Source organism: Streptomyces caelestis (assembly GCF_014205255.1).
In the GTDB taxonomy this organism is placed as follows: Bacteria; Actinomycetota; Actinomycetes; order Streptomycetales; family Streptomycetaceae; genus Streptomyces; species Streptomyces caelestis.
The window spans coordinates 7,556,339-7,580,114 of the sequence record NZ_JACHNE010000001.1 but is presented as its reverse complement, the minus strand read 5'-3'; the positions used below and the strand labels follow the sequence as shown (position 1 = coordinate 7,580,114).

The 23,776-nt window shown below is 71.9% G+C and carries 21 protein-coding genes and 1 pseudogene; 12 read left to right on the top strand and 10 right to left on the bottom strand.

What is annotated here, in order from left to right:
- Positions 1-13: 13 nt before the first annotated feature.
- The 4 genes and pseudogenes from HDA41_RS34405 to HDA41_RS34390 form a co-directional block, all read right to left on the bottom strand.
- On the bottom strand, positions 14-469 hold the full coding sequence (locus tag HDA41_RS34405; protein WP_184990963.1) for a VOC family protein: 456 nt from the start codon (positions 467-469) through the stop codon (positions 14-16).
- Positions 470-544: 75 nt separating this feature from the next.
- Positions 545-1,421 (bottom strand): annotated as a pseudogene (locus tag HDA41_RS34400) (SDR family oxidoreductase).
- 124 nt (positions 1,422-1,545) lie between these two features.
- A complete protein-coding gene (locus HDA41_RS34395) occupies positions 1,546-3,165 on the bottom strand; it encodes a phytoene desaturase family protein (protein ID WP_184990961.1) in 1,620 nt (539 codons plus the stop codon).
- Positions 3,158-3,658 carry an SRPBCC family protein gene (locus tag HDA41_RS34390; protein WP_184990959.1) on the bottom strand — a complete coding sequence of 167 codons (501 nt, stop codon included), beginning with the start codon at positions 3,656-3,658 and terminating at the stop codon, positions 3,158-3,160. The genes HDA41_RS34395 and HDA41_RS34390 overlap by 8 nt, the downstream gene beginning before the upstream one ends.
- A 234-nt stretch (positions 3,659-3,892) precedes the next feature.
- Between HDA41_RS34390 and HDA41_RS34385 the strand changes: the two genes are divergently transcribed.
- Together HDA41_RS34385 and HDA41_RS34380 are read left to right on the top strand one after the other, a co-directional pair.
- On the top strand, positions 3,893-4,087 hold the full coding sequence (locus tag HDA41_RS34385) for a hypothetical protein (protein WP_184990957.1): 195 nt from the start codon (positions 3,893-3,895) through the stop codon (positions 4,085-4,087).
- Between the two features lie 240 nt (positions 4,088-4,327).
- A complete protein-coding gene (locus HDA41_RS34380; protein ID WP_184990955.1) occupies positions 4,328-5,722 on the top strand; it encodes a glycoside hydrolase family 16 protein in 1,395 nt (464 codons plus the stop codon).
- 60 nt (positions 5,723-5,782) lie between these two features.
- Here HDA41_RS34380 and HDA41_RS34375 read toward each other — a convergent pair whose 3' ends face one another.
- Positions 5,783-6,679, bottom strand: coding sequence for a helix-turn-helix domain-containing protein (locus HDA41_RS34375; protein WP_184990953.1), 897 nt, complete (start codon positions 6,677-6,679; stop codon positions 5,783-5,785).
- A gap of 156 nt (positions 6,680-6,835) precedes the next feature.
- Between HDA41_RS34375 and tkt the strand changes: the two genes are divergently transcribed.
- Genes tkt through HDA41_RS34335 form a run of 8 tightly spaced genes read left to right on the top strand, consistent with a single transcriptional unit; the run spans position 6,836 to position 17,337 of the window.
- Positions 6,836-8,911: a transketolase gene (tkt, locus tag HDA41_RS34370; RefSeq protein ID WP_184990951.1), complete on the top strand. Its 2,076-nt coding sequence runs from the start codon at positions 6,836-6,838 to the stop codon at positions 8,909-8,911.
- A gap of 19 nt (positions 8,912-8,930) precedes the next feature.
- The gene (gene tal, locus HDA41_RS34365) at positions 8,931-10,076 is read left to right on the top strand and encodes a transaldolase (RefSeq protein ID WP_184990949.1); all 1,146 of its coding nucleotides are present in this window, start codon (positions 8,931-8,933) and stop codon (positions 10,074-10,076) included.
- Positions 10,073-11,746 (top strand): glucose-6-phosphate dehydrogenase, encoded by a 1,674-nt coding sequence (gene zwf, locus HDA41_RS34360; protein ID WP_184990947.1) that lies wholly within the window; start codon positions 10,073-10,075, stop codon positions 11,744-11,746. Before tal ends, zwf begins: the two co-directional genes overlap by 4 nt.
- The gene (gene opcA / locus HDA41_RS34355) at positions 11,743-12,678 is read left to right on the top strand and encodes a glucose-6-phosphate dehydrogenase assembly protein OpcA (RefSeq protein ID WP_184990945.1); all 936 of its coding nucleotides are present in this window, start codon (positions 11,743-11,745) and stop codon (positions 12,676-12,678) included. Before zwf ends, opcA begins: the two co-directional genes overlap by 4 nt.
- Entirely contained in the window at positions 12,671-14,329 is a 1,659-nt protein-coding gene (gene pgi, locus HDA41_RS34350; RefSeq protein ID WP_184990943.1) for a glucose-6-phosphate isomerase, read from the top strand. Before opcA ends, pgi begins: the two co-directional genes overlap by 8 nt.
- Positions 14,330-14,335: 6 nt before the next feature.
- The gene (gene gnd / locus HDA41_RS34345) at positions 14,336-15,220 is read left to right on the top strand and encodes a phosphogluconate dehydrogenase (NAD(+)-dependent, decarboxylating) (protein ID WP_184990941.1); all 885 of its coding nucleotides are present in this window, start codon (positions 14,336-14,338) and stop codon (positions 15,218-15,220) included.
- A gap of 4 nt (positions 15,221-15,224) precedes the next feature.
- Positions 15,225-15,812, top strand: a complete 588-nt coding sequence (locus HDA41_RS34340) for a histidine phosphatase family protein (protein ID WP_184990939.1) — start codon at positions 15,225-15,227, stop codon at positions 15,810-15,812.
- Between the two features lie 58 nt (positions 15,813-15,870).
- On the top strand, positions 15,871-17,337 hold the full coding sequence (locus HDA41_RS34335; protein ID WP_184990937.1) for a membrane-associated oxidoreductase: 1,467 nt from the start codon (positions 15,871-15,873) through the stop codon (positions 17,335-17,337).
- Here HDA41_RS34335 and HDA41_RS34330 read toward each other — a convergent pair.
- Both HDA41_RS34330 and HDA41_RS34325 read right to left on the bottom strand, forming a co-directional pair.
- Complete coding sequence (locus HDA41_RS34330; RefSeq protein ID WP_184990935.1) at positions 17,324-19,117, bottom strand: bifunctional sugar phosphate isomerase/epimerase/4-hydroxyphenylpyruvate dioxygenase family protein; 1,794 nt, start codon at positions 19,115-19,117, stop codon at positions 17,324-17,326. The genes HDA41_RS34335 and HDA41_RS34330 overlap by 14 nt on opposite strands.
- Before the next feature lie 14 nt (positions 19,118-19,131).
- A complete protein-coding gene (locus tag HDA41_RS34325; RefSeq protein WP_184990933.1) occupies positions 19,132-20,007 on the bottom strand; it encodes a shikimate dehydrogenase in 876 nt (291 codons plus the stop codon).
- A gap of 141 nt (positions 20,008-20,148) precedes the next feature.
- On the opposite strand from HDA41_RS34325, the gene HDA41_RS34320 reads away from it, so the two are divergent.
- Entirely contained in the window at positions 20,149-20,820 is a 672-nt protein-coding gene (locus HDA41_RS34320; protein ID WP_184990931.1) for a TetR/AcrR family transcriptional regulator, read from the top strand.
- Between the two features lie 164 nt (positions 20,821-20,984).
- Positions 20,985-22,343, top strand: coding sequence for an MFS transporter (locus HDA41_RS34315; protein WP_184990929.1), 1,359 nt, complete (start codon positions 20,985-20,987; stop codon positions 22,341-22,343).
- A gap of 74 nt (positions 22,344-22,417) precedes the next feature.
- Here the strand turns inward: HDA41_RS34315 and HDA41_RS34310 are convergent, their stop codons facing one another.
- The 3 genes from HDA41_RS34310 to HDA41_RS34300 form a co-directional block, all read right to left on the bottom strand.
- Entirely contained in the window at positions 22,418-22,828 is a 411-nt protein-coding gene (locus HDA41_RS34310) for a VOC family protein (RefSeq protein ID WP_184990927.1), read from the bottom strand.
- Between the two features lie 103 nt (positions 22,829-22,931).
- A complete protein-coding gene (locus tag HDA41_RS34305; RefSeq protein ID WP_184990925.1) occupies positions 22,932-23,321 on the bottom strand; it encodes a VOC family protein in 390 nt (129 codons plus the stop codon).
- On the bottom strand, positions 23,318-23,611 hold the full coding sequence (locus tag HDA41_RS34300) for an ArsR/SmtB family transcription factor (protein ID WP_184990923.1): 294 nt from the start codon (positions 23,609-23,611) through the stop codon (positions 23,318-23,320). Before HDA41_RS34300 ends, HDA41_RS34305 begins: the two co-directional genes overlap by 4 nt.
- Positions 23,612-23,776 lie beyond the last annotated feature (165 nt).

Here is a 23,776-nt window from a genome sequence, read left to right as displayed (position 1 = left end):
CGGTCGGTGACACTCAGGCCACGCAGAACTCGTTGTCCTCCGGGTCCCGCAGCACGACCCCGTAGTAGTCCATGTCCGGCTCGTCCATGATCCGCAGCATGGTCGCGCCGGTCGCGGTCAGCCGGTCCACCTTCGCCGTGATTCTCCGGGTGCGCTCCGGCAGGGGTACGCCCCGGCCGCCGCCGACCTTGAGGTCGAGATGCACCCGGTTCTTGGCGGTCTTGCCCTCCGGTACCCGCTGGAACCAGATGCGGGGCCCCTGCCCCTCCGGGTCGACGATCGATTCGGGGGTCTCCCCCACTCCCTCGGTCAGTTCCTCCTCGGGCACCCCCATGTCCTCCCAGTAGGCCCGCCAGGTGGGGTGCCCGCCGGGGGCCGGCTCGGGCACGTATCCGAGGGCCTCGGACCAGAAGGTCACGAGCTTCGCCGGGTCGGCGCAGTCGATGGTCAGCTGCAAGGTGACGTCCATGCCGTGAGGATCGCAGGAGGGTCTGACAACGGCCCGGCGCGCCGGCCGGGCGACCGCCGGGGGCCGCGCCCGGCGTCAGGGCTCCGGCCTGGACGCCGCGCGGTCGGCCAGGCCACCGGCGCCCAGTGGCCCGGTGCAGCGGACCGGGTCAGCGGCCTCCAGGCGGGGCAGCTCGTGGCGCGACACGCGCAGCACCACGGTCGGCAGGGCCGCGCGCACCGGCTGGGCCGGCCGCAGCCACCCCGGCGCGTACACGGCGGTACGGCGGCGCTCCACGCCCCGGACCAGGCGGGCGGCGACCGTGTCCACGGGGTACACCCGGCGCACCGGTGGGGGCATGCGCGCGCAGTTCCCGCAGGACGGCGTACCGGTCGGCGTCGCGGATCATGTCGGTGTCCGTCCAGCTGGGGTAGGCGATGCCCACCCCGACCCCCCGGTGCGCCACCTCCGCCCGCAGGGCGTGCGCGAAGGCCTCGACGCCGGCCTTGGAGGCACAGTAGGCGCTCATCAGCGGGGCGGCGCCGATCGAGGCCATGGAGGCGACCTGGAGGAAGTAGCCGGCCGTGGCGAGCAGGTCCGGCAGGAACCGGGCCGTGTGGGCGCTGCCGGTGAGGTTGACCTCGATCACCCGGCGCCAGGCGGCCGGGTCCGAGTCGAGGAACATGCCGCCCGCGGAGATGCCCGCGTTCGCCACCACGACCGACGGGCGCCCGAGGCCCGACCGCACCGTGCGCGCCGCGGCGTCCAGTGCGCCGGGATCGGTGACGTCGACCTCCACGGCCGGGGCCGGGCCCGGCAGGGAGGCGGCCACCGCGTCCAGGGCGTCCTTCTCGTGGCCGAGGAGCGCCGTCCGGGCGCCGCGCCGGGCGATCTGCTGCGCCAGTGCCGCGCCCAGCCCACGGGCGGCTCCGGTGACGACGACCGTGCCCTCGGCGAGCGGGCTGGTGCGCATGGGCTGCCCTGCCTTCCGCCCCGGAAGCGCCTCGCCGGTCGCTTCCCGTCCTGGCCTCGTACGGCTTCCTTCTCTCGCCCGCGTACAGGTGCCCGGGTCCTGGGCCGGCCCTGGGCACCGGAGATCAGCGCTTGGTTCCGGTGCGGTCGCGGCGGGTCAGCAGCCGTTGGGCGCCGGCGAGGCCGGGAGGCCGGTGGCGGCGCAGTGCGGCCCGTGCGGCGTTGGCTCCGGGCGCGCCGTGCACCCCGCCGCCCGGGTGAGCGCCGGAGGAGGCCAGGAAGAGGCCGGGCACCGGGGTCTCCGGGCGTCCGGTGCCGGGCACGGGCCGGAACACGAGCTGCTGGTGCAGGGCGGTGGTCCCTCCGTTGATGGCCCCGCCGGCCAGATTGCCGTCGAGCGCCTCCAGGGTCGGGGGCGCCAGCACACGGCGGGCGCGGACCAGGGAGCGGAAGCCGGGCGCGAACCGTTCCACCTGGCGTTCGACCCGGTCGGCCATGAGTTCCTGGTCCTTGGTGCCCCAGCGGCCGGTGATGCCCTCGTCGGCGGCGTCCGCGGCGATCTCGTGGGGGACATGGGTGTAGGCCCAGGCGGATTCCGTGCCCTGCGGAGAGCGGGTGGCGTCGGCGGTGGTCATCTGGCCGAACAGCAGGAAGGGCCGGTCCGGGACCTGCCGCATGGCGATCTGCGCGGCGAAGCGGGTGAGTTCGTCCAGGCCGTCGGCGAGGTGCACGGTGCCGGCCCGGGACGCCTGTTCGGCCTGCCAGGGCGCCGGGCCGTCGAGCGCCCAGTCGACCTTGAAGGTGGCGAAGTCCCACTGGAAGCGCCGCAGGTCGTCGAGGAGCTGCGCGGGCAGGTGCTCGGCTGCGACGAGCTCGCCGTACAGGGCGGGCACCGACACGTCGGCCAGGACCGCCCGGCGTGCCGCGACCGCGTCGCCGGACGCCGTCCGCACGCCGACGGCCCGCCCGCCGCGGACGACGATCCGCTCGACGCGCCGGCCGCAGCGCACCCGGCCGCCCCGGGCCTCCAGGCGCCGGACCAGGGCGCTGGTCAGCGCGCCGGAGCCGCCGACCGGGACCGGGAAGCCGTACGTCTGCCCCAGCATGGTCAACAGCCAGCCGAAGCCGCCGCTGCCCGCCGATTCGGGGGCGAGGTCGGCGTGCAGGGCGTTGCCGGCCAGCAGCAGCCGGCCGCCCTGGCCGCGGAACTCCTCCTCGCCCATGCGGCGCACCGGCAGCATCATGGAGCGGGCCATGCGCAGTCCGCCCGCCGCTCGCAGCCGCAGTGCCAGCCGCGCCGCCGCTCGGACGGGCGGGAACGGGGTGAACAGGGCGTCCAGGAGGTCGGGCCGCAGGCGCTGCCACACGGCGTGCAGCCGCTGCCAGGCCTCGCCGTCGCCCGGCGCGAAGGCCTCCAGGGACGCCGCGGTCGTGTCGGGGTTCCGGTCCAGGACGGCACAGCTGCCGTCGGTGAGGGGATGCGCCAGCACGCTGGGCGCGTGGCTCCACCGCAGCCCGTGGTCCTGAAGGCGCAGCGCGGCCAGCACGGGCGAGGCGGCGGCGAGGGGGTAGAAGGAGCTGAACAGGTCGTTGACGAAGGCGGGGTCGACGCCTTGGTCGTGGCGCACCGCACCGCCCGGTTCCGGCTGCTCCTCCAGCACCTCGACGCTCCAGCCGGCGTCCGCCAGCAGGTTGGCCGCCACCAGGCCGTTGGGGCCGGCGCCGATCACGACGGCGTCAGGCATGGCCGGCACCGTCCCCGCCGGACGCCACCGCCACTTGCCCCAGGGGGCGGCGGTCGCCCCCTGCCTCGTTCTCGCACAGCCTCGCCAGCCGGGCCAGCATGGCGCGGTGGCGCAGCTGGATCAGCGCCTCGAAGCCGACGTTGTGCATCCGGCCGCCCGCTCCCCGCAAGGGGTGTTCGTCCACGATGACCAGGCAGTGCTCGCCCCAGGACCGCAGCTCGATCGCGATACGTGCCGTGCCCAGCGCGCCGGCGTTGGCCTCCAGCTCCAGCCGGGTGCCCTCCTCGCAGTAGCGGACGACCGTCTCGTTGTCCAGCCGCACGGGGCCGAGCCGGACCTGGTAGCGGAGCGCCGCGTCCACGCGCGGCCACTGTCCGCGCACCGGGTGGGATTCGGAGGTTCCCACCACCCACTCCGCGTAGCGGTTTCCGTCGGCGAGGACGGCCCACACGTCACGCGGGCGGACTCGGATCAGGTGATGGCGAACGGCCACGGATGCCTCCCTGCTGCCTCGACCGGTTTGTCCGTCGTCCAGCCCGAGTGCCCCCGTATCACCTGTTCAACAGCACGGCGCGAGCCAGGCCCTCTCGGGCAACCGTCGCGGCCCGCCGGAAGTCGAACCCGGCAGAGCTCCACAACGCCTGAGACGGGGGTATCGGCGATGGTGCGGTCGGGAAGGGCTCGGCGGTGGGCACGGTGGCTGGCGCGGCACACCGGGTGGCAGCACGTGCTGCGGCTGCTTCTCCTGCTCGTCCTCGCGGGGCTGACGGGTCTCGTCGCCGCCTTGGCCGGGCTTCCCGAGTGGACCTTGGCGGTGGGCATCGTCCTGGTGCTGATCGTCGACGACGTGCTGCACTGGTACGTCAAGAAGTGGGGCATCGACCCGAAGGCCCGGCCGGCCCGGGATGACGCCGACTCCTGACGACTGGTGTCATCGGCACCCACCGCACGAGGGACGGGCACCCCACGGCCCGCCCCTCCGTCATGCCCGCAACATCCCGGCCGGCAGAGCCCGTTCAGGACGTGCACGCATCGACCGCCCCGCACTTTTCCCGGTTTCACCTCTTGACGACCCGGGTGGCGTGGAGCACATTGACGGCACTTTGAGAGCGCTCTCAGTCGCTCTCACCCTCCCGCACCCGTATCCGAGAGGCATCCCCACATGAGTGACACCTCCGGCAGACCCCGCGTACGGCGCCCCTTGCGGCGGGCGTTCGTCGCCGTCCTCAGCACACTCGGCCTCGCCGCGGTCGCCGCCACCGCCGCGACTCCCTCCGCGAGCGCCTCCGCGCCGCCGCCCCCGTCGGGCTGGAACCAGGTCTTCCTGGACGACTTCAACGGCCCGGCCGGCAGCGGCGTCAACACGTCCAACTGGCAGTACGCGACCGGCAAGGGCTATTCGGGCGGCCCCGCCAACTGGGGCACCGGCGAGATCGAGACGATGACGAGCAGCACCGACAACGTCTCGCTCGACGGCAACGGCAATCTGCGCATCACCCCCCGGCGAGACGGTGCCGGCAACTGGACCTCCGGCCGCATCGAGACCAACCGCACCGACTTCCAGCCCCCGGCCGGCGGCAAACTGCGCGTGGAGTCGCGCATCCAGGTGCCGAACGTCACCGGGGCCGCGGCCAAGGGCTACTGGCCCGCGTTCTGGATGCTCGGCGCCCCCTACCGCGGCAACTACTGGAACTGGCCGGGCGTCGGCGAGCTGGACATCATGGAGAACACCCAGGGCCAGAACACGGTGTTCGCGACGATGCACTGCGGAACCTCCCCGGGCGGCCCCTGCAACGAGACCAGCGGCATCGGCAGTTCGACCGCCTGCCAGGGCACCACCTGCCAGGCCGGCTTCCACACCTACCGGATGGAGTGGGACCGCTCGACGAGCGTCGAGGAGATCCGCTTCTACCTCGACGGCGTCAACTTCCACACCGTGCGCGCCAATCAGGTCGACGCGACGACCTGGCGCAACGCCACGGACCACGGCTTCTTCATCATCCTGAACGTCGCGATGGGCGGCGGCTTCCCGGACGCGTTCGGCGGCGGCCCGGACGCGGGGACGCAACCCGGCCACCCCATGGTCGTCGACTACGTCCAGGTACTGTCGTCCGGCGGCGGCACCACGCCTCCCCCGACCGGCAACCGCGACGCCTACGCCACCATCCAGGCCGAGTCCTACGACGGCCAGTCCGGGGTCAGCACCGAGACGACGTCCGACTCCGGCGGCGGCCGGAACGTCGGCTCCCTGGCGGGCGGTGACTGGCTGTACTTCAAGGGCGTCGACTTCGGCTCCACGCCCGCCCGGCAGTTCAGCGCCCGGGTCGCGAGCGGTGCGGCGGGCGGCGTCAGCGGACTGGTCGAGGTGCGGCTGGACAGCCGGAGCAACGCGCCCGTCGGGAGTTTCGCGGTGGGCGACACCGGCGGCTGGCAGTCGTGGCGGACGATCCCGGCGAACATCAGCTCCGTGACGGGTACCCACGACGTGTATCTGACCTTCACCAGCGGGCAGCCGGCGGACTTCGTGAACGTCAACTGGTTCACCTTCGGGCGCTGAGGCCGCACGTCGCCTCCGGAAAAGGGCTCCACGCGCGCGTGGGGCCCTTTTCCGCTGCCGTCAGCGCAGTTCCGCCCGGAACGCCGCCGGCGTCAGGTCCGTGTGCTGGTGGAAGAACTTGGAGAAGTTCGCCGCGTCAGGGAAGCCGACCGCCGCGCCGACCCGGCCGATCGGCAGGTCGGTGTGGGCGAGGAGGCGTTTGGCCTCCAGGACCACGCGCTTGCCGATGAAGGCCTTGGGGGTGTCGCCGGTCGCGGCGCGGACCGCGCGGACCAAGGTGCGGCGGGAGTAACCGAGCGCGTCGGCGTAGGCGCTGACACTGTGGTTGGTGGCGAAGTCCTTCTCCACGGCTTGCCGGAAGAGGGTGAAGGTGGAGTCGGACGGCTGTCGTACCGACTCCGCCGAACTGGCGGCGAGATGGGCGAGCCGCAGCAGGAACGCCGTCAGCGAGTGCTGAAGGACGGCGGTGTGCAGGCTCAGCGGCAGCGTGTCGGTGTCCTCGTACTCGCGTCGCAGCTGGCCCAGCGAGTCGCGCAGACCGGCGAGTTGGGCCGCGTCGGGGCGCAGCAGCGGCGGCAGGTCGTAGCGGTACAGGCCGGTGGCCTCCACGGTCGCGCGGGGCAGGAAGCCCGGCTGCATGGTCAGCACCGTTCCGCGGTACTCGCTCGTGCGGGAGAAGCGGTGGACCTGCCCCGGGCGGATCCACAGCAGGTCCCCGGCCGCGGCCTCGTACTCGGTGAAGTCGACCATGTGCCGGACCGGGCCCTCGCCGAACAGCAGCACGACGTGGAAGTCGATGCGGTGCACGCGCTCCAGGGGCGCGTCGGCGTGCCAGGTGCGGCCGGTCCCCATCGGGCCGACCTGCATGCCGACGCCGCCGACACTCAACTCGACCGGGAAGGGGAACGTTCTGATCCCGTCACCGCCTTGGATGCTTCTGTCCGCTGTGTCTGCCATGTCTCCCTCGTACCGCCCCGCTCGTGTGCCGCGCCGCCTGTGGGTGTCCCACTTTCACCACAGGCTGACACACGGTGACCTTCCGTCGAAAAAGTCAGACTTTTAGTTTTGAACACGTCAGACAGCCACTCCGCTCCGATCGAGGACTTCTTGAAGATGAGCACGCAGACAGCGGACAGTTTCGAATGGACCGGACTCGACCGGCGTGCCGTCGACACCGCCCGTCTGCTGGCGGCCGATGCCGTCCAGCGGGTAGGAAACGGCCACCCCGGCACCGCGATGAGCCTGGCCCCGGCCGCCTACACGATCTTTCAGAAGGTGATGCGGCACGACCCGGCCGATCCGGAGTGGACCGGCCGTGACCGCTTCGTCCTGTCCCCCGGCCACACATCGCTGACCCTCTACACGCAGCTGTACCTCGCGGGCTACGAGCTGGAACTGGACGACCTGAAGGCGTTCCGCACGCACGGCTCGAAGACACCCGGCCACCCCGAGTACGGGCACACCGCCGGCGTCGAGACCACCACCGGCCCGCTCGGCCAGGGCGTCGCGAACGCGGTCGGTATGGCGATGGCGGCCCGCTACGAGCGCGGCCTGTTCGACCCGGAGGCGCCTGAGGGCGAGTCGCCCTTCGACCACACCGTGTGGGCCATCGTCTCCGACGGCGACCTCCAGGAGGGCGTCTCCGCCGAGGCCTCCTCGCTGGCCGGCCACCAGAAGCTCGGCAACCTGGTCTTCCTCTACGACGACAACCACATCTCCATCGAGGGCGACACCGCGACCGCGTTCTCCGAGGACGTGCTGAAGCGGTACGAGGCGTACGGCTGGCACGTGCGGCGGATCGAGCCGCGGGAGGACGGCGACGTCGACGTGCACGCGCTGTACGCGGCGCTGAAGGAGGCTCAGGCCGAGACCGGGCGCCCCTCGATCATCGCGATGCGCACCATCATCGCCTGGCCCGCCCCGAACGCGCGGAACACCGAGGCCTCCCACGGCTCGGCGCTCGGTGAGGACGAGGTCGCCGCCACCAAGCGCCTCCTCGGCTTCGACCCGGAGAAGACCTTCGAGGTCACCGACGAGGTGCTGGCGCACACCCGCCAGGCCCTGGACCGGGGCGCCGAGGCGCACGCCGCCTGGGACAAGCGGATCGCCGCCTGGCGCGGCGAGAACCCGGAGCGGGCCGCCACCTTCGACCGGGTCAGCAAGGGCGAGCTGCCCGCGGGCTGGGAGGACGCCCTGCCGGTGTTCGAACCGGGCAAGGCGGTCGCCACCCGTGCCGCGTCCGGGAAGGTCCTGCAGGCCCTCGGCGGGATCGTCCCCGAGCTGTGGGGCGGCTCGGCCGACCTGGCCGGCTCCAACAACACCACGATCGACAAGACGTCGTCCTTCCTGCCGAAGGGCAACCCGCTGGCGGAGGCCGACCCGTACGGCCGGACGGTCCACTTCGGCATCCGCGAGTTCTCCATGGCCGCGGAGATGAACGGCATCGCCCTGCACGGCAACACGCGTGTCTACGGCGGCACCTTCCTGGTCTTCTCCGACTACATGCGCAACGCCGTGCGGATGTCGGCCCTGATGCAGCTGCCGGTGACGTACGTGTGGACGCACGACTCCATCGGCCTGGGCGAGGACGGCCCGACCCACCAGCCGGTCGAGCACCTGGCCGCGCTGCGCGCCATCCCGGGCCTGAACGTCGTACGCCCGGCCGACGCCAACGAGACCGCGCTCGCCTGGGCCGAGATCCTCAGGCGGCACACCACCGACCCGGCCCCGCACGGTCTCGCGCTCACTCGCCAGGGCGTGCCCACGTACGAGCCGGACCCGGACGTCGCCCGCGGCGGTTACGTGAGGGCCGAGGCGGAAGGCGGCGAGCCGCAGGTGATCCTGATCGCCACCGGTTCCGAGGTGCACCTCGCCGTCGAGGCCCGAGAGCGCCTCCAGGCGGCGGGCGTGCCCACGCGGGTCGTGTCCATGCCGTCCGTGGAGTGGTTCGAGGAGCAGCCCCGCGAGTACCGCGAGCGGGTCCTGCCGCCGTCGGCGAAGGCCCGGGTCGCCGTCGAGGCCGGTATCGGCCTGACCTGGCACCGGTTCGTGGGGGACGCGGGACGCATCGTCTCCCTGGAGCACTTCGGCGCCTCCGCCGACGCCAGGACCCTCTTCGCCGAGTACGGCTTCACCCCCGAGAACGTGGTGGCCGCGGCTCGGGAATCCCTCGCCGCCGCCCGTGGCTGATCCGACCGCCCGAAAGAAGATGATCACTGTGACCGAAGCGACCGCGAGCGCGGGAGCACTCAAACGCCTGTCCGACGAGGGCGTGTCGATCTGGCTGGACGACCTGTCCCGCCGGCGGATCGAGTCCGGCAACCTGGCCGGGCTCGTGGCGACGAGGAACGTCGTCGGCGTCACCACCAACCCGTCCATCTTCCAGGCCGCCATCGGCTCCGGTGAGGGCTACGAGGAGCAGCTCGCCGACCTGGCGGTGCGGGACGTCACCGTCGACGAGGCCGTCCGGATGATGACGACGGCCGATGTCCGAGCCGCCGCCGACGTCCTGCGGCCGGTGTACGACGCCACCGGGGGCCGGGACGGGCGGGTGTCCATCGAGGTCGATCCGCGGCTCGCCCACGACACGGCGGCGACCGTCGCCGAGGCCCGGCAGCTGGCCTGGCTGGTGGACCGCCCCAACGTGATGATCAAGATCCCGGCGACGCAGGCCGGCCTGCCGGCGATCACCGAGGTGATCGGCGCGGGCATCAGCGTGAACGTGACGCTGATCTTCTCGCTGGAGCGCTACCGCGAGGTGATGGACGCCTATCTGGCGGGCCTGGAGAAGGCGCGGGCGGCCGGTCTCGACCTGTCGGCCATCCACTCGGTGGCGTCCTTCTTCGTCTCCCGGGTCGACTCCGAGATCGACAAGCGGCTGACGCTGCTGGGCACGGACGAGGCCCTCGCCCTGAAGGGCAGGGCGGCCCTGGCCAACGCCCGGCTCGCCTACGAGGCGTACGAACAGGTCTTCGCCGGGCCGCGCTGGCAGGCCCTGGGCGATGCCCGTGCGAACCGGCAGCGCCCCCTTTGGGCCTCCACCGGTGTGAAGGACCCCGCTTACAAGGACACCCTGTACGTGGACGAACTGGTCGCCCCAGGCACGGTCAACACCATGCCGGAGGCCACGCTGAACGCCGTCGCCGACCACGGTGACGTCCAGGGCGACACCGTCACCGGCGGTTACACCCAGGCGCGCGCCGACCTGGCGGCCGTCGAGCGGCTCGGCATTTCCTACGACGAGGTGGTGCGGCAACTGGAGGACGAAGGCGTCGCCAAGTTCGAGGTGGCCTGGCAGGACCTGCTGGACGCGGTCACCAAGTCCTTGAACAGCAAGGGAGTTGACGCGGAATGAGCGAGAGCATCCCCCAGACGGCCGAACAGGAGACCAAGGGAACCAAGGAGGACAAGGAGGCCCGGGCCGCCCAGGAGGCGGCCGGGGTCGAGCAGACCGGGGTGAGCGGCGAGGAACCGGCGGCCCCGCGCACGGAGCACGCCGACCCGGACTTCGCCAATCCCCTGCGCGACCCGCGCGACCGGCGTCTGCCCAGGATCGCGGGCCCCTCCGGGCTCGTCATCTTCGGCGTGACCGGTGACCTGTCCCGCAAGAAGCTGATGCCGGCCGTGTACGACCTGGCCAACCGCGGCCTGCTGCCGCCGGGCTTCTCGCTGGTGGGTTTCGCCCGCCGGGACTGGGAGGACCAGGACTTCGCGCAGGTGGTGCACGACGCGGTCCGTGAGCACGCGCGCACGCCGTTCCGCGAGGAGGTCTGGCAGCAGCTCGCCGAGGGCATGCGGTTCATTCCGGGCGACTTCGACGACGACACGGCGTTCAAGCAGCTGCGCTCCGCCGTCGAGGAACTGGACGCCTCCCGGGGCACCAGCGGCAACTACGCCTTCTACCTCTCGGTGCCGCCGAAGTTCTTCCCCAAGGTCGTCCAGCAGCTGAAGAAGCACAAGCTGGCCGACGCCCCGGAGGGTTCCTGGCGCCGCGCGGTCATCGAGAAGCCGTTCGGGCACGACCTCGGCAGCGCCTGCGAGCTGAACGCGATCGTGCACGACGTGTTCGACCCGGAGCAGGTCTTCCGCATCGACCACTACCTGGGCAAGGAAACAGTCCAGAACCTCCTGGCGCTGCGCTTCGCCAACCAGATGTTCGAACCGATCTGGAACCGGTCGTTCGTCGACCACGTGCAGATCACCATGGCCGAGGACATCGGCATCGGCGGCCGCGCGGGGTACTACGACGGCATCGGCGCCGCCCGTGACGTCATCCAGAACCACCTGCTCCAGCTGATGGCGCTCACCGCGATGGAGGAGCCCGCCGCCTTCGACGCGGCGTCGCTGCTCACCGAGAAGTTGAAGGTGCTGCGGGCCGTGCGGCTGCCGGAGGACCTGGGCAGGCACACCGTGCGCGGACAGTACGCGGCGGCCTGGCAGGGCGGCACGAAGGTCCACGGCTATCTGGAGGAGGAGGGCATCGACCAGGCCTCCACGACCGACACCTACGCCGCGGTCAAGCTCCAGGTGGACAACCGGCGGTGGGCGGGTGTGCCGTTCTACCTGCGCACCGGCAAGCGGCTGGGCCGCCGGGTGACGGAGATAGCGGTGGTGTTCCAGCGGGCTCCGCACTCCCCCTTCGACTCCACCGCGACCGAGGAGCTGGGCTCCAACGCGATCGTCATCCGCGTCCAGCCGGACGAGGGCATGACGGTGCGGTTCGGCTCCAAGGTGCCGGGCACGTCAATGGAGATCCGGGACGTGACGATGGACTTCGCCTACGGCGAGTCGTTCACCGAATCGAGCCCCGAGGCGTACGAACGGCTGATCCTGGACGTCCTCCTGGGCGACGCCAACCTGTTCCCCCGTCACCAGGAAGTGGAAGAGTCCTGGAAGATCCTCGACCCGATCGAGCAGTACTGGGCCACGCACGGCCGGCCCGCGCAGTACGCCTCGGGCAGCTGGGGACCCGTGGAAGCCGACGAGATGCTCGCACGAGACGGACGGAGCTGGCGCAGGCCATGAAGATCGACCTGACCGACACCACGGCAAGCAAGATCAACAAGGCGCTGGTGCAGGGCCGCCGCGCCATCGGCACGCCCGCCGTGGGCATGGTCCTGACGATGGTGATCGTCACGGACGAGGAGAACGCCTACGACGCGATCAGGGCGGCCGAGGAGGCCTCGCACGAGCACCCCTCGCGCACCCTGGTCGTCATCAAGCGGCACGCCCGCACCCCGCGGGACCGCCAGTCCTCCCGGCTGGACGCCGAGGTCCGGGTGGGCGCCGACGCGGGCACCGGCGAGACGGTGATCCTGCGGACCTACGGCGAGGTCTCCGACCACGCCGACTCGGTGGTGCTCCCGCTGCTGCTGCCGGACGCGCCGGTGGTGGTGTGGTGGCCGATGGACTCACCGGAGGTGCCCTCGAAGGACCCGCTCGGGGCGCTGGCCCAGCGGCGGATCACCGACCTGTACGCCGTCGCGAACCCCCTGGAGGTACTGGAGAGCCGGGTCCGCTCCTACGCGCCCGGCGACACCGACCTCGCCTGGACCCGGCTGACGCCCTGGCGTTCGATGCTGGCGGCGGCGCTGGACCAGGCCCGGGCGCGGGTCACCTCGGCGGCCGTGGAGGCCGAGGCCGAGAACCCGGCCGCCGAGCTGCTGGCCCGCTGGCTGGAGGCGCGGCTGCACGTCCCGGTCGACCGGGTGGTCACCGCCGGGCCGGTCGTGACGGCCGTCCGCCTGGGCACGGAGAACGGCGAAATCGTCATCGACCGCCCCGAGGGACCGCTGGCCACGCTCACCCTGCCGGGCCAGCCCTCCCGGACCCTCGCGCTGAAGGTCCGTCCCACCTCCGAACTCATCGCCGAGGAGCTGCGGCGCCTCGACGCGGACGAGATGTACGCCATCGCCCTGAACGGCGAGGCAACCGAGGAGACCCCTGCTCATGTCTGACTCCCCCTCCGGCACCCCCAAGCTCACGCAGCGGCCCGAGTGGACCGCCCTGGAGGACCACCGCAAGGACGCCCTGCCGCAGCCGGACCTGCGTGAGCTGTTCGCGGCGGACCCGGGGCGCGCCGAGCGCTACGTCGTACACGTGGGCGACCTGCGCATCGACTACTCCAAGCACCTGGTCACCGACGAGACGCTGGCGCTGCTCCAGGAGCTGGCCACCGCCACCGACGTGTTCGGGCAGCGCGACGCCATGTTCCGCGGCGACAAGATCAACGTCACCGAGAACCGGGCCGTACTGCACACCGCGCTGCGCGCCTCCCGGGACGCGGTGATCGAGGTCGACGGCGAGAACGTCGTCCCGGGCGTGCACGCCGTGCTCGACAAGATGACCGGCTTCGCGAACCGCGTGCGCTCGGGCGAGTGGACCGGGCACACCGGCAAGCGGATCCGCAACGTCGTCAACATCGGCATCGGCGGCTCGGACCTCGGCCCGGCGATGGCGTACGAGACGCTACGGCCGTACACGGCGCGGGAGCTGACGTTCCGCTTCGTGTCGAACGTGGACGGCGCCGACCTGCACGAGGCGCTCCGCGACCTGGACCCGGCGGAGACGCTGTTCATCGTCGCGTCGAAGACCTTCACCACGATCGAGACCATCACGAACGCGACCTCGGCGCGCTCCTGGCTGCTGGAGGGCGTGGGGGGCGACGAGAAGGCGGTCGCCAAGCACTTCGTGGCGCTGTCCACGAACGCCGAGAAGGTCGCGGACTTCGGCATCGACGTCGACAACATGTTCGAGTTCTGGGACTGGGTCGGCGGCCGCTACTCGTACGACTCCGCGATCGGCCTGTCCCTGATGATCGCCATCGGCCCGGACCGCTTCCGGGAGATGCTCGACGGCTTCCGCATCGTCGACGAGCACTTCCGCAACGCCCCCGCCGAGGCCAACGCCCCGATCGTCATGGGCCTGCTCGGCATCTGGTACGGCAACTTCCACGACGCCCAGTCGCACGCCGTCCTGCCGTACAGCCACTATCTGTCCAAGTTCACCGCCTACCTCCAGCAGCTCGACATGGAGTCCAACGGCAAGTCGGTGGACCGTGACGGGAACCCCGTGGAGTGGCAGACGGGACCGGTCGTGTGGGGCACGCCCGGCACCAACGGGCAGCACGCCTACTACCAGTTGATCCACCAGGGCACCAGGCTGATCCCCGCAGACCTGATCGGCTTCGCGCGGCCCGTCGCCGAGCTGAGCGACGAACTGAAGGCGCAGCACGACCTGTTGATGGCCAACCTGTTCGCGCAGGGCCAGGCCCTCGCCTTCGGCAAGACCGCCGAGGAGGTACGGGCCGAGGGCGTGCCCGAGGAGCAGGTGCCGCACCGCACGTTCAAGGGCAACCGCCCCACCACGACGATCCTGGCCACCGAACTGACCCCGTCGGTCCTCGGCCAGCTGGTCGCCCTCTACGAGCACAAGGTGTTCGTGCAGGGCGCGGTGTGGAACATCGACTCCTTCGACCAGTGGGGCGTCGAGCTCGGCAAGGTCCTCGCCAAGCGCGTCGAGCCCGCCCTGACCGAGGGCGCGGACGTCCCCGGTCTCGATTCGTCCACGGCCGCGCTGGTGGCCGCCTACCGCAAACTCGGGAAGTGAACTGACATGCAGATCGGTCTTGTGGGTCTCGGCAAGATGGGCGGCAACATGCGCGACCGCCTGCGCAACGCCGGCCACACCGTCATCGGCTACGACACCGACCCGGAGAAGTCCGACGTGGCCAGTCTGGCCGACCTCGTCAACCAGCTTCAGGCGCCGCGCACGGTCTGGGTCATGGTCCCGGCCGGCGGCCCCACCCAGCACGTCATCGACCAGCTGGCGGGCCTCCTCAAGCCGTACGACACGGTGGTCGACGGCGGCAACTCCCGCTGGACGGACGACGAGAAGCACGCCGAGGAGCTGAGCAAGCGCGGCATCGGCTTCGTCGACGCGGGCGTCTCCGGCGGCGTGTGGGGCCTGAAGAACGGCTACGCCCTGATGGTCGGCGGCGAGAAGGAGACCGTCGACCGGCTCCTGCCGATCTTCGAGGCGCTCAAGCCGGAGGGCCCGTACGGCTTCGTCCACGCGGGCCGGGTGGGCGCCGGGCACTTCGCGAAGATGGTCCACAACGGCATCGAGTACGCGATGATGCAGGCCTACGCCGAGGGCTGGGAACTGCTGGAGGCCGTGGACTCGGTGGACAACGTCCGCGAGGTGTTCCGCTCCTGGCAGGAAGGCACCGTCATCCGCTCCTGGCTGCTGGACCTCGCGGTCAACGCGCTCGACGAGGACGAGCACCTGGAGGGCCTGCGGGGCTACGCCCAGGACTCCGGCGAGGGACGCTGGACCGTGGAGGCCGCGATCGACAACTCCGTGCCGCTGCCCGCGATCACCGCCTCCCTCTTCTCCCGGTTCGCCTCCCGGCAGGACGACTCCCCGCAGATGAAGATGATCGCGGCGCTGCGCAACCAGTTCGGCGGGCACGCCGTCGAGTCCGCAAAGAAGGCGTAGCGCCGTGGGTGATCTGCTGCTGGTCCGCCACGGCGAGACGGAGTGGAGCCGGAGCGGACAGCACACCAGCTTCACCGACCTGCCCCTCACCCCGAACGGCGAGGAGCAGGCCAAGTCGCTGGCTCCGCTCCTGGCGGGCCGGTCCTTCGCGCTGGTCCTCACCAGCCCGCTCGGCCGCGCGGTGCGCACGGCCGAACTCGCGGGTCTGACGGGAACCGTGCGGGACGCGGACCTGCACGAGTGGTACTACGGCGCCTACGAGGGCGTCACCACCGAGGAGATACACCGCACCCGCCCCGACTGGGACCTGTGGACCGACGGGGGCCCGCCCGGCCCCGACGGCGAACCGGGCGAGTCCCCCGAGGAGGTCGGCGAGCGGGCCGACCGGGTGCTGTCCCGGGTGACGGAAGCGCTGCCCGAGGGCGACGTGCTCCTGGTGGCGCACGGCCACTTCCTCCGCGTCCTGACCGCCCGTCGGCTGGGCCTGCCGCCGTCGGAGGGGCGGCTGTTCCGCCTGGAGACGGGCACGGTCAGTCGGCTGTCGACCGAACACGGCCGGCCCGTGATCGCGGAGTGGAACACCAGGGCGTAACCGGCCCCGGCCGGAGGTGAGTTGACACCTCCGGCCGAGCACGTCAGAGTCCCCGCTGATGGAGATCGACGACATGACGCCCGCCGAGGTGCGGGTGTGGCGCGCCTTTCCACGCGGGGACGACGTGGACTTCCGGGGGCCGGCGGACGAGGACCCGGCGCGGGGCGCGGACTGGGGACCCGAACGGACCGTACGGGCGGCCGTGCTGCGGGCCCTGCTGCTGAGCGCTCCACAGGAGGACGGGGAGACGGCCGCCCTCCGACTGGCGGGCGCGCGGATCACGGGCGTGTTGGACCTCAAATACGGAGAGGTCGACCACGCCGTGCGCCTCAGCGACTGCTCCTTCGAGAACGTCCCCGTCCTGTACGGGGCGCGGCTGCGGCAGCTGAACCTGCGCGACTCCGTGCTGCCCGGGCTGGACGCCGCCACCCTGCGCGTGGACGGCGTGCTGCGCATGTCGGACTGCCTGTTCGAGGGGCCCGTCCGGCTCGGCGGGGCGCAGATCTCCGGGGCGCTTTTCATGGACAGGGCCGCTGTCGGCGAACCGCCCGCGGGTCAGGCCGCGCTCCAGCTCAACCATGTGACCGTCGGCGACGGCCTGTCGGCGCCGGGACTGCGCGCCCGCGGCGAGGTGCGTCTGACGGGCTCCTCGATCGCCGGGACGATCGACCTCAGCCAGGCGCGGCTGGAGGCCGGTACCGGTGAGGTCGCCCTCGACGCGGAGACGCTCACGGTGGAGGGCGACGTCCTGCTGCGCGACGTGGACGTCCTCGGCTGGATCGGCCTGCGCGGCGCGCGGGTCGCGGGCCGTCTCGACCTGTCCTACGCGCGCCTGGCGAACCCCGGTAGCACGGCACTGCGCGCCAGCAGCTGCACCGTCGGGGAGCTCTGGCTGCGCAGGAGCCCGCCCATGGCAGGCGCCCTCAACCTGCGCCGCGCCCAGCTGGACGTCCTGTTCCTCGAACCGGACGTGGTCCCCGAGGAGGTCCTGCTCAACAGCCTCGTCTACACCTCCCTCACTCCGCACGAGCCCGCCGAGCGGCGCCTGGCGATGCTGGAGCGGGACCGCGAGGGCTATGTCCCGCACGCCTACGAGCAGTTGACCGCGGCCTACCGCCGGATCGGCGACGACGACGCCGCCCGCGTCGTCCAGCTCGCCAAGCAGCGCCGCCGCCGGGGCATCCTGCCGTGGTACGGCCGGTTGTGGGGCTATGTCCAGGACGCGGCCGTCGGCTACGGCTTCCGGCCCCTGCGCGCCGCCGGCTGGCTGGTGTCGCTGCTGGTGATCGGCTCCCTCGCCTACGCACTGCACCACCCCGAGCCGTTGAAGGCGGACGAGGCCCCGCAGTTCAACCCGGTCTTCTACACGCTCGACCTGCTGCTGCCGGTGATCTCCTTCGGGCAGGAGGGCGCGTTCGCCCCCACCGGCGGGTACCAGTGGCTCTCCTACACCCTGGTGCTCACGGGCTGGATCCTCGCCACGACGGTCGTCACCGGCATCACCCGCACCGTCAGCCGCCAGTGAGGGCCCGCACCGCGTGCTGTGCCGCCAGCCGTACCGGGGCGTTCGCGGCGCCGTAGCCCCGGTAGCCGTCGTCGCGCTGGACCAGTTCGAGGAAGACGCGGCCGACGGTGCGGGTGTAGCAGTGGCGGAAGACGCCCTGGGCGTCGCGGTCGTAGAGGATGCCGAGGTCGCGGTAGGTCTCCAGCTCGCCGTCGGCGAACTCGAAGCGGGCGGCGAGATCGTCGTAGTAGTTCGCCGGGACGGGCAGCAGGCTGCCGCCGGCCGCCCGGAAGCGGCGGGCCGAGGCGACCACGTCGTCGGTGGCCAGGGCGATGTGCTGGGCGTGGACGGTGTCGTCCGTGGGCGCGGGGCCGACGGTGAGGGCGATCCGGACGCTGCCGTCGGCGTTGGTCACGGCACGGCTGCGCAGCAGACCGTAGGGGTCGGCGACGTCCACGCTCTCCTGGGCGTGCAGGCCGAGCACACCGTGGTGGAAGAGGGCCGCCTCGTCGAAGTGGTGCCAGGGCTGGGTGAGGGCGAGGTGGTCGATGCGCAAGCCCGTGGCGGCGGGTGCCGCGCCGGTGTCCTCGAAGTCGGCCCGCCAGTCGGGCAGGCCCGGGCGGCCGGTGGCGCAGAAGAACAGCTCCGTGCCGTCGGGGGCGGCGACCGCGTCGAGCGGGGCGTCCTCGGGTGCCCGGCGGCGCGGCAGGACGGGAGCCAGCAGCGCCTCGGCACGCCGGGCCGCCGCGGCCGGGTCCGGTGACTCCAGCCCGATCGCGGCGAGCTGGGTGCCGTCGCGGCGGACGGCCGGCCCGGTGTTGACCAGGATCCGGGCGTCCCCCTGCTCCCACAGGGCGACGGGCTTGCCGCGATGGCGGGCGGTGCGGGTGAAGCCGAGGGCGCCGAGCAGGGTGGTGAGCGGTTCGGCGTCGGGCGTCACCAGCTCCGCGAAGGCGACACCGGTGGGGACGACGGGCCCGGGCAGGGCGGCCCGGCCCACCGCCTCCTGGAGGACCAGCAGGGAACGCCGGGCGTCGACGGCGGTCGGACCGGCCTCGGCCTGCCGGAAGACGTCGTTGAAGACCTCCAGGGAGAGCGGTCCTTCGTAGCCGGTGCGCAGCACGTGCCGCACCAGGCCGGCGACGTCGAAGCCGCCCTGGCCCGGGAAGCAGCGGTAATGGCGGCTCCACTGGAGGACGTCCATGGCGAGCAGCGGGGCGTCGGCGAGCTGGAGGAAGAAGATCTTCTCGCCGGGGATGTCCTCGATCCCCTTGGGGTCCGAGCCGCGCGAGAGGATGTGGAAGCTGTCCAGGCAGGTGCCGAGGGCGGGATGCCCGGCCGACTCGACGATGCGCCAGGCGTGGTCGTACGTACTGACGTGCCGCCCCCAGGCGAGCGCCTCGTAGGCCACCCGGATCCCGAAGTCCCGGGCGAGGTCGGCGAGCCGGCTCAGCTGCTCGGCGGCGAGGGCGTCGTCGTCCACCGCCTGCGGGGAGACGCTGGAGCAGACGAGGACCGTGTCGGCGCCGAGCCTGCGCATCAGCTCGAACTTGTGGCGGGCCCGCCGCAGGTTCCGGTCGAACTCGTCCCCGGGGACTGCCTCGACATCCCGCATCGGCTGGTACAGGTCGACCGTGAGGCCGAGGTCGGCGCAGCGGGCGCGGATGTCCTCGGGGGTGAGGGGGCTGGCCAGCAGGTCGTTCTCGAAGATCTCCACCCCGTCGAAGCCGGCCCGGGCCGCGGCCGTGAGCTTCTCGGTGAGGGATCCGCTGAGGGAGACGGTGGCGATGGACGTGCGCACGTCGGTACCTCTCTTCAGTTCGATGCCCCTACGGCTCCGGCCAGTTCGGTCAGGTCCGCCAGCATCCGCGCGGCGTCGGGTTCCCGCCCGGTGAACAGGCGGAACGCGTCGGCGGCCTGGAAGGCGGCCATGCCGCCGCCGTCGAGGGTGGCGCAGCCCAGCGCGCGGGCGGTGCGCAGCAGTTCGGTCTCCAGCGGGCGGTAGACGACCTCGGCGACCCACAGCCCGGAGTGGAGCAGTCCTGCGGGCAGGGGCAGGCCGGGGTGGGCCGCCATGCCGGTGGGCGTGGCGTGGACGATGCCGTCGGCGTGCGCGAGCAGCCGCGCCTGCCGGTCCGGGGCCGCGGCGGCGGCACGGCCCCGGCCGAAGGCGCGGTTCAGGGAGCCGGCCAGGGCGGCGGCCCGGTCGGGCAGGGCGTCGACGACGGTGACCCGCTCGGCGCCGAGGGTGAGCATGGCGTGCGCGACGGCCGCGCCCGCGCCGCCGGCGCCCAGCTGCACGACCCGCTCCAGCGGCGCGTCGGGCAGCCCGCGCGCGAAGGACGCGGCGAAACCGGTGACGTCCGTGTTGTGGCCGACCGCGCGGCCGTCCTCGAAGACGACGGTGTTGACCGCGCCCAGCGCCTCGGCCTGCGGGGCGAGTGCGTCCAGGTGCTCGATGACGAGCTGCTTGCAGGGGTGCGTGATGTTGAGCCCGTCGTACCCGAGGTCGCGGGCGGCCCGCACCAGATCGCCCACCGCCTCGGGCGGCACTCCCAGCGGGTCGATGTCGATCAGCCGGTACAGCAGGCGCAGGCCCTGCCGGTCGCCCTCCCGCTCGTGCAGCGCCGGGCTCAGCGACGGGCCGATGCCGGAACCGATCAGTCCGACGAGATACGAGTCCTTGGGCACACGGGCCTCCCGAGCGGCTCACTAATGTACGAACCAGTACGTTAGCTATACCAGCCGAGCGGAACCGCGGGAAGCCCCCGGTGGGACGCGGGCCCTGCTTCTACAATCACCGGCACCGGCCCCTCCGCCCGAAGGAACCTGATGACCAGCGTCGAAGAACCGGCACGTCCTGGCGAGCGCGAGCGCGTCCGTGACGCCGCCCGCACCCAGGCCGAGATCCTCGACGTCGCCACGCAGGAGTTCGCCCGGGCCGGCTACGACGGGGCCCGGGTGGACGAGATCGCCGCCCGCACCCGCACCACCAAGCGCATGATCTACTACTACTTCGGCGGCAAGGAGCAGCTGTTCACGGCCGTGCTGGAGCGGGCCTACGGCGTGATCCGGGAGGCCGAGCAGCAGCTCGACGTCGACCACCTCGACCCCGTGGCGGCCATCCGGCGCCTCGCCGAGCTGACCTTCGACCACCACGAGCAACACCCGGACTTCATCCGCCTGGTCAGCATCGAGAACATCCACGAGGCGCAGCACATCGCCGCCTCCGGGAAGCTGGGGAGGATCGGCTCCCCCGCCCTGGACGTGATCCGCCGCATCCTGGAGGAAGGCCGCAGGTCAGGGCTGTTCACGGCGGACGTCGACGCCGTCGACCTGCACGCGATGATCTCCTCCTTCTGCTTCTTCCGGGTCTCCAACCGGCACACCTTCGGCGCGCTGTTCGGCCGCGACCTGGTCGACCCGGCGCAGCGCGCGCACTACCGCACCATGCTGGGCGACATGGTGATCGCGTATCTGACGGCGGAGCGCACGGCGGACTGAACGTCCGGCGCACGACCCCTTGACACCGGCGGCACTCGGGCGCAGCATCCCTAGCCATCGCCTACTAACTACCCAGTGGGTTAATTAGCCGCGATCCGGCACATCCCTTTCGCTCGTCCTTCTGTTCCCTCCGCCTATGGTGTGGAGCCCCCCAAGGAGCCGCCGTGTCCGTCCCCGCCATGCCCGAAGGGGCCGCAGCCCCGCCCGGTCAGCCCAGGAAAGCCGCGACCGCCGCCTGGATCGGCAGCGCCCTGGAGTACTACGACTTCTTCATCTACGGCAGCGCCGCCGCGCTGATCTTCCCCGAGGTGTTCTTCGACGAGTCCGACCCGGCCACCGCGACCCTGTTGTCGCTCGCCACGTTCGGCGTCGCGTACGCCGCCCGCCCGGTCGGCGCGCTGGTGCTCGGGCACTTCGGCGACCGGCTCGGCCGCAAGAAGATCATGGTCTTCACGCTGATGCTGATGGGCCTGTCGACGTTTCTGATCGGCTGTCTGCCGACCCGGGACCAGGTCGGCACGCTGGCCCCGGTCCTGCTGGTGCTGTGCCGGGTGCTCCAGGGCATCTCGGCGGCGGGCGAACAGGCCAGCGCCAACTCCATGACGCTGGAGCACGCGCCGCCGGGCCGGCGCGGCTTCTTCACCAGCTTCACCCTCAGTGGCACGCAGGGCGGGCAGTTGCTGGCCACGCTGGTGTTCATCCCGGTCGCCGCGATGCCCGAGGAGCAGTTGCTGTCCTGGGGCTGGCGGGTGCCGTTCTGGCTGAGCGTCGGAGTCGCCGTCGCCGGCTGGGTCATCCGGCGCAAGCTGGACGAGACCCCGGCCTTCGCCCAGCAGGCCGCCGAGGAGGGCGTCGCCGAACTGCCGCTGCTCGTGCTGCTGCGCGAGCACTGGGCGGATGTGCTGCGGGTGATCGCGGGCGCGCTCATCGCCTCGGTCAGCACCATCTTCACGGTGTGGGCGCTGGCCTACGCCACCAGCGACGCGGTGGGCATGTCGCGCACCGCCATGCTGTGGGTGGGGGCCCTGGCCAACCTCGTCGCACTCGCCGCGATCCCGCTGTGGGCCACGCTGTCCGACCGGATCGGCCGCCGCCCGGTGTACCTGATCGGCGCGGCCGGCAGCGCGGTGACGATGTTCCTGTACCTGTGGGCCGTCTCCACGGGCTCGTACCCGCTGACGTTCCTGCTGGGCGTCCTCTGCTTCGGCGTGGTCTACAGCGCCGCGAACGGTGTGTGGCCCGCCTTCTACGGCGAGATGTTCACGACCCGGGTCCGGCTGTCCGGCGTGGCCATCGGCACGCAGATCGGCTTCGCGGCGGCCGGCTTCGCGGTGACGTTCGCCGCGCGGATCGCGGGGCCGGGCGGCGACGACTGGCCGGCGGTGGCCCTGTTCACGGCGGCCCTGTGCGTGCCGCCGGTCATCGCCGCCCTGACGGCTCGCGAGACGCACCGGATTCCGACGGAGGCCCTGGGGGAACGTTCGGCCCGGCCGACGACGAAGCCGGAGAAGGTGACGGCCTGAGCCCTGCCCCCTCCCTGCCGGGCCCACCCGGGCCCGGCGGCGGGTGGTCGGCCGGGCGCGGGTCGGCTGGTCTTTCAGCTGTTGGACCAAGCCCGGCGGCACAGCACCAGGCGATATCCATCGGGGTCCTCGACGGTGACGCCCCATTCGTTCCAGTAGGGGTTGGGGGATGCGACCCGCTTGCCGCCGTGCCGCTCCAAGCGGGCGATCAGGTCGTCCGGGACCGGGTCGTCGGCGTAGACGACCAGCAGATCCTCCTCGGTGGGGCGGGGCTCCACCGGCCGGGCCCGCTCGTGCACGAGCTCCAGATGCCAGCCGGCGTCGGGCCAGCCGAGCATCAGCAGGTCGTGGTGGCCCGGTTCGGATCCACCCTCGGACCGCCACACGACACTGAGCCCGAGCCCCTCCCGCCAGAACCGCTCGGCCGCCGCGAGGTCGCGGGAGGGACGGGCGATCCGGATGTGGCTGCGACCGTTCACGGGCATGGTGGCCTCTTCTCGTGGCGTCCTGGTCTACGGCGGGATCCGCCTCGCAGCTTAGGAAGCCGGCCGCCGCGTGACATCGGCCATCGGTCCTGGGCCCTGGAGCCTAGGCCTTGGTGTGGACGAGCTGGATCAGGTTGCCGCAGGTGTCGTCCAGCACCGCCGTGGTGATGCTGCCCATCTCCAGCGGCTCCTGGGTGAACCGCACACCGAGACCGCGCAGCCGGTCGAATTCCGTCTGGACGTCGTCCACGGCGAAGGAGGCGGCCGGGATGCCGTCCTCGACCAGCGCCGTCTTGTACGGCTGCACCGCGGGATGGCCGGACGGCTCCAGCAGGAGCTCCGTCCCGTCGGGATCCTCCGGCGAGACCACGGTCAGCCACCGGTCCGCGCCCACGGGGACGTCGTGCTTCTTCACGAAGCCCAGTACCTCGGTGTAGAAGCGCATGGCCCTGTCCTGGTCGTCGACGAAGACGCTGGTGATGTGAATCCTCATGAGATGTCCTCCGCTGCGTCGGGCTTGAGCCATCGCGTCATGACGCGCTCAAGGGGTTCGGTGTTCAGGTCGTGGAACTTGTAGCGGCCCTCGCGCCGTGAAACGACCAGACCCGCCGATTCCAGTACGGCCAGATGCTGACTGACCGCCTGGCGCGACAGCCCCAGACCGTGCTTGGTCACCAGCCGCGTGCAGATCTCGAACAGGCTCTGGCCGTCCCGTTCGGCCAGCTCGTCCAGGATGCGCCGACGGGTGGGGTCGGCCAGCGCCTTGAAGACATCCTCCGCCATACCCCCAACGATAGGCAAGTAGAGACTTGCCTATCAAGTCACCTGTGCCGCTGCCCGTACTCACCCGGTGGCGCCCGGCAAGATCGGACCGTTCACCTGTTCCTGCGTGATCATGAATGGTTCCTTCACGAGGATGGGGTCTGAGGCGGTTCGGGCGGGGTATGC